Source organism: Wolbachia endosymbiont of Drosophila tristis, from assembly GCF_028981745.1.
In the GTDB taxonomy this organism is placed as follows: domain Bacteria; phylum Pseudomonadota; class Alphaproteobacteria; order Rickettsiales; family Anaplasmataceae; genus Wolbachia; species Wolbachia pipientis.
In genome coordinates, this window is sequence record NZ_JAPQLN010000028.1 from 1 (window position 1) to 4,813 (window position 4,813).

General features: G+C 35.1%; 6 protein-coding genes. 5 read left to right on the top strand and 1 reads right to left on the bottom strand.

What is annotated here, in order from left to right:
* Positions 1 to 216: 216 nt before the first annotated feature.
* Complete coding sequence (locus tag OZD64_RS00620; protein ID WP_010962944.1) at positions 217 to 348, top strand: hypothetical protein; 132 nt, start codon at positions 217 to 219, stop codon at positions 346 to 348.
* A gap of 278 nt (positions 349 to 626) precedes the next feature.
* Here OZD64_RS00620 and OZD64_RS00625 read toward each other — a convergent pair whose 3' ends face one another.
* Positions 627 to 1,127, bottom strand: a complete 501-nt coding sequence (locus tag OZD64_RS00625; protein WP_010082340.1) for a Smr/MutS family protein — start codon at positions 1,125 to 1,127, stop codon at positions 627 to 629.
* A 92-nt stretch (positions 1,128 to 1,219) separates the two neighbouring features.
* Here OZD64_RS00625 and rlmB point away from each other — a divergent pair, with 92 nt between their 5' ends.
* From rlmB to OZD64_RS00645, 4 genes are all read left to right on the top strand, one after another.
* The gene (gene rlmB, locus OZD64_RS00630) at positions 1,220 to 1,984 is read left to right on the top strand and encodes a 23S rRNA (guanosine(2251)-2'-O)-methyltransferase RlmB (RefSeq protein WP_038199241.1); all 765 of its coding nucleotides are present in this window, start codon (positions 1,220 to 1,222) and stop codon (positions 1,982 to 1,984) included.
* 79 nt (positions 1,985 to 2,063) lie between these two features.
* Positions 2,064 to 2,786, top strand: coding sequence for a Bax inhibitor-1/YccA family protein (locus OZD64_RS00635; protein ID WP_010962942.1), 723 nt, complete (start codon positions 2,064 to 2,066; stop codon positions 2,784 to 2,786).
* On the top strand, positions 2,787 to 3,323 hold the full coding sequence (locus tag OZD64_RS00640; RefSeq protein ID WP_010082343.1) for a cytochrome c oxidase assembly protein: 537 nt from the start codon (positions 2,787 to 2,789) through the stop codon (positions 3,321 to 3,323).
* Between the two features lie 170 nt (positions 3,324 to 3,493).
* Positions 3,494 to 4,471: a quinone oxidoreductase family protein gene (locus tag OZD64_RS00645; protein WP_038199239.1), complete on the top strand. Its 978-nt coding sequence runs from the start codon at positions 3,494 to 3,496 to the stop codon at positions 4,469 to 4,471.
* Positions 4,472 to 4,813: the final 342 nt, after the last annotated feature.

Here is a 4,813-nt window from a genome sequence, read left to right on the forward strand (position 1 = left end):
ATTAATAAATTTAATTCTATTGAAAATAGCTAAAGCATTGAAATTCTTGAATTTTAGCCGGATTAGTGAGTGGTAGTGAAATTTCTTTTACTCAAATTTAGGTATTCACTGACCGTTCTTGTTATAAATACCAGAATAATAAGCTACTGATATTCTCCACCTTTTTTATCTTTAATCCATCATAGCTAGCGATGCAACAAAGCCGGCTGGATTCCAGTGTCAAGCACTGGAATGACACCATTTGCTGTGCAGTTTACCTTCAAAAATGAATGTTCGTACAGCTATGGAATAAATCGCGGTATGACGGTTCGCAGCGGTATAGTAACTCGTCACCCCGCTATTTGTTAGCGGCTGAGATACCGCGGCGGTATGACGTAGAAGCTATACTTTTATACTCACCAACTCAGTATCCAATCTGGATCCAAGTAGTCAAGCTATTCGGATGACACCCTCATAAAGTGAAATGAGATCCCGCTAACACGTAGCGGGATGACGGGAAAAGAGGTACTGGGAGACATCCTTCCTGGTAGACCCAAATCACAATGTTCGCACAGTTGTGCGTCACGCGCTGCCGAACACTGTATGGTTATACAAGAAAAATTAAGGCTTAAAAGGAATTTTAAGTATCAGGACTCAAGGTTTTTATTCCTTCTTAATAAAACATAAAAAGCCCCTTTACCACCATGTTTTTTCGTAGCTTGTTGGTAGTATAGAACCATATGCTGGATTTTAGTGTCATTTAACCATTTATTTAAGTTACTCTTTATAGTGTCTGTTTTGTTTGTTGCACTGCCGTATCCCGTAATTACCAATAAACATCTATTTCCTGCTCGATAATTTTTGATAATAAAATCTATCAATTTACAGTAAGCATCCTCTATATTATAGCCATGCAAATCGAGCTTATCGCTTATAAAATATTTACCCCTATCAACTTTTGATTTTGTGTTTTGGTCAAGACAAAATGATGAGTTACTATTATTGGTATTAAGAAAATTCCCTTGTAAGTCGGAGGTACCTTTATCAACCATAGACTTTATATTTACTTTATGATCAACTTTCAAAGTAACTTTTCCACATTTTATTGGCTTAACATTTTTTTGCCAATCCAACTCATCGTCCGACATAAACGCATTAATCGAATTGTATAATTTTACAACAATATTCAAACATAGTAAAATGTTGCTTATTCTATAAAAACCCGATTTTCAATAATACGATGAAATCGTCAAAAACTAATGAGAATTTTTGGCTGTATGGAAAGCACACCTGCATGTCAGCACTGAAGAATAAAAATAGGCGGTGTATAGAACTGTTAGTAACAGAAAATTTCTATAGAGAACACGAAAAAGAAATTAAGCAATATGCAAATAGTAAGGGCATTAAAGTTCGATTAGTAGAAAACAAAATACTTAATGACGTTTTACCCAAAGGTGCTAACCATCAAGGAATTGCTTTAAATGTTGCCCCTATTCTTTATAACTTAAGCATCGAAGAAGTAGCTGAAAGCTCAAACGACAGTTCTACTATAGTCATTTTAGATCAAGTCACTGACACGCACAATATTGGATCAATTTTAAGAACTTCAGCTTGTTTTAATGTCGACGCATTGGTTTTACCACATAACCATTCACCGAGTGAAAATGCATCTATTGCAAAAGCAGCAAGTGGGGCTTTAGATATTGTTCCGCTAATATACGTTACAAATATAGTAAAAACTATGCAGTATTTAAAAAAGGTCGGCTACTGGTGTTACGGGTTTGATTGCAATGCTAAAGAAAATATAGATGAAATAAAGAGTTTTGAGAAAAAAAGAGTAATTATTTTTGGTTCTGAAGAGAAAGGAATGCGGAGGTTAGTTAAAGAAAATTGTGATTATCTTTTAAAAATCCCAATGTCAAATGCAATTAACAGTTTAAATGTTTCAAACGCAGCAGCAATAGGCCTATATTCTATTTATATTAAAACAAATGCCAGCGCATAGCTGTTTATAATAAAAACACTTGATAAAAATATGGTTTTATATTATAATGTGTTAAGTAATGGATAAAAGGAGTTATATTATGTCTTATATGAGAAATGAACAGGATATTCGCTCTCAAGGCGTTTATTATAGTGCTGGGCTTAGAAGTTACCTAACTAAAGTATATAATTACATGGCTTTAGCTCTGGGCGTCACAGGGCTTGTTGCATTTTTAACAGTATTTTCTGGTCTTTTTCAAGTAATTTATTCTAATCCCGTTCTATCGCTTGTGGTAATGTTATCTCCGGTTGCATTGGTGTTCTACATGTCTTATAGAATTCAACACCTAAGTGCTCAGTCTGCCGTTACTATATTTTTCTCGTTCTCAGTGTTAATGGGGCTTTCCTTATCTTATGTTTTTATAGTTTATACTGCAGAAAATATAGCAAGGGCGTTTTTCATTACATCAATCATGTTTGGCTCTATGGCTTTATATGGCAATACTACAAAAAGAGATCTTACAAGTATGGGCTCTTTCTTGATTATGGGAGTTTGGGGGTTAATCATTGCGTCTATAGTAAATTTATTTCTTGGAAGTAGTCCTCTCCACTTTGCAATATCGTTCATATCAGTAATAGTCTTTACCTTAATGACTGCGTATGATGCTCAAAGAATCAAGGACGTTTATTATAAACATAATGACGGATCAGAAGTTGCTACTACTAAATTGGCAATACTCGGTGCAACTAATCTTTATTTTGACTTTATTAATATATTTCTCAATCTACTCAGGTTACTTAACTTGTTCAACAATAGGGATTAGATGTTTTCCTTTTTAAGGAAAGGCAGTAAGAATTCTATAGTTTTCTTTTTAGTATCTTTAGTTGTGTCGATGATATGTCTTGCATATGCATCGGTACCTCTATATAGCATTTTCTGTAAAGCTACTGGGTATGGTGGCACAATAAGAAAAGTAACTAACACAACAACAAATATAACTAACCAAAAGATCAGGGTCCATTTCAATGCTGATATAATGTCCGATCTACCTTGGGAGTTTAAATCAGAAACTAACTACGTTGACGTAAACATAGGAGAACAAAGTTTAGCGTTTTATTACGCAAAAAATCTATCTGATCAGCCTTCATTTGGTATGGCGGTGTATAATGTTACGCCTTTCAAAGCAGGTAAGTATTTCAATAAAGTTGCATGCTTTTGTTTTGAAGAGCAAATGTTGCTACCAAAACAAAAAGCAGCTATGCCCGTATCTTTCTATATAGATCCTGAGATAATGCTTGATAGTAATACAAAAGATTTGGGCGAAATAACACTATCATACACGTTCTTTAAGCTTAAGTAACAGAATGTTTGCAACCCGTGTCATTTCAGTAATCAATAGGGTGTCATCCAAGTAGCTGACACTGGAATGACAGGAGGTAACGCAAGAAGTCTATTGATTGTGAAAACAATAACTTTGCAAAATATTAATTGTTAGATAACATAATCAAAGTTTTTATCTTAATATTCATCATGGTTAGAGCTATACAAATTAAAAAAACTGGGGGACCAGAAGTATTAGAATTTGTAGATAAGAGTATAGGTGAGCCAAAAGGCGAGGAAGTTTTAGTACGTCACACAACTATCGGCTTAAATCGTTATGATTTAGAGCACAGAAAAGGTACGCGCAAAATTAAAAATTTACCATCAGTGCTTGGGGTAGAAGCAGTGGGAGTTATTGAAAAGCTTGGTAAAAAAATCAGTGATGGATTGAAGGTTGGAGACAGAGTTGGATATTGCACAGCTCCTCCAGGGGCATATTGTGAAAAGCGCATTATACACCAGAAATATCTGATAAAAATTCCAGATGACATATCTGATGAAGTTGCTGCTGCAGTGCTGTTTAAAGGTATGACAGCTCACTATTTAGTTAATCAATCTTATAAAGTTAGGCCTGGTGCTTTCGTGCTAGTTCATGGGGCTAATGGTGGTTTAGGACAAATAATATGCCAATGGGCAAAGGATAAAAAAGGTGTAGTGATAGGTTCTGTAAGCTCTGATGAAAAAATGAAGATAGCTTTACAAAGTGGCTGCACATACGCAATAAACTACAATGATAAAGACTTCGTTTCTAAAGTTATGGAGATTACGCAAAACAGAGGAGTAGGTGCAGTGTATGACCCTATAGGTTACGCTACAAGCAAGCTTTCTTTTGAATCTTTAGGCAGGTTCGGCATATACGTTTCCTATGGGCAGATATCAGGTAACGCTCCTATTAGTTTTTCTTTACTTAGTTCACGTTCGTTATTTGCAACTGGAACCTCAATATACCATTATAAGCATGATAGATTCACATTAGTGCTTACCACAATGGAAATCTTCGAGATGATAAGAAAAAAACTTTTAACTGTACGGATCAATAAAAAATATAAATTTGATGAAATAATTCAAGCACATCGTGATATGGAAAATAGAAAAGCGAGTGGGTTAAATATTATCAAAATCTCTTAAATAAATTAGTAATTTAAACTAACCATTCATTAAGTCATATCAACTAGAACTTCACATATTTAATTCTCCTTTTGGGGGAATTAAAAGCATATAGCTAAACTGACTTAGATTTACCGACAACCGTCATCCCGCTACGTGTTAGCGGAATCTATACCGCGAATAGACTTCTTGCATAACCCAAATTAAGTAGAAAAAGGTATCATCCGAGTAACTGACACTGGTTCCTTTATGACGGTAGTAGCCCCCCTTCTCCTGTCATTCCAGTGCTCCCTTTCTTGTCATCCAAGTAGCTGACACTGGGATGGCTTTGTTGCATCGCTCTTCGGATAGTAGGTAACGCAC

Excerpts from the sequence above, each read along its gene's own strand:
- OZD64_RS00625 (WP_010082340.1), bottom strand. The coding sequence starts at position 1,127 with ATGTCGGACGATGAGTTGGATTGGCAAAAAAATGTTAAGCCAATAAAA.
- rlmB (WP_038199241.1), top strand. The coding sequence starts at position 1,220 with ATGAAATCGTCAAAAACTAATGAGAATTTTTGGCTGTATGGAAAGCAC.
- OZD64_RS00635 (WP_010962942.1), top strand. The coding sequence starts at position 2,064 with ATGTCTTATATGAGAAATGAACAGGATATTCGCTCTCAAGGCGTTTAT.
- OZD64_RS00640 (WP_010082343.1), top strand. The coding sequence starts at position 2,787 with ATGTTTTCCTTTTTAAGGAAAGGCAGTAAGAATTCTATAGTTTTCTTT.
- OZD64_RS00645 (WP_038199239.1), top strand. The coding sequence starts at position 3,494 with ATGGTTAGAGCTATACAAATTAAAAAAACTGGGGGACCAGAAGTATTA.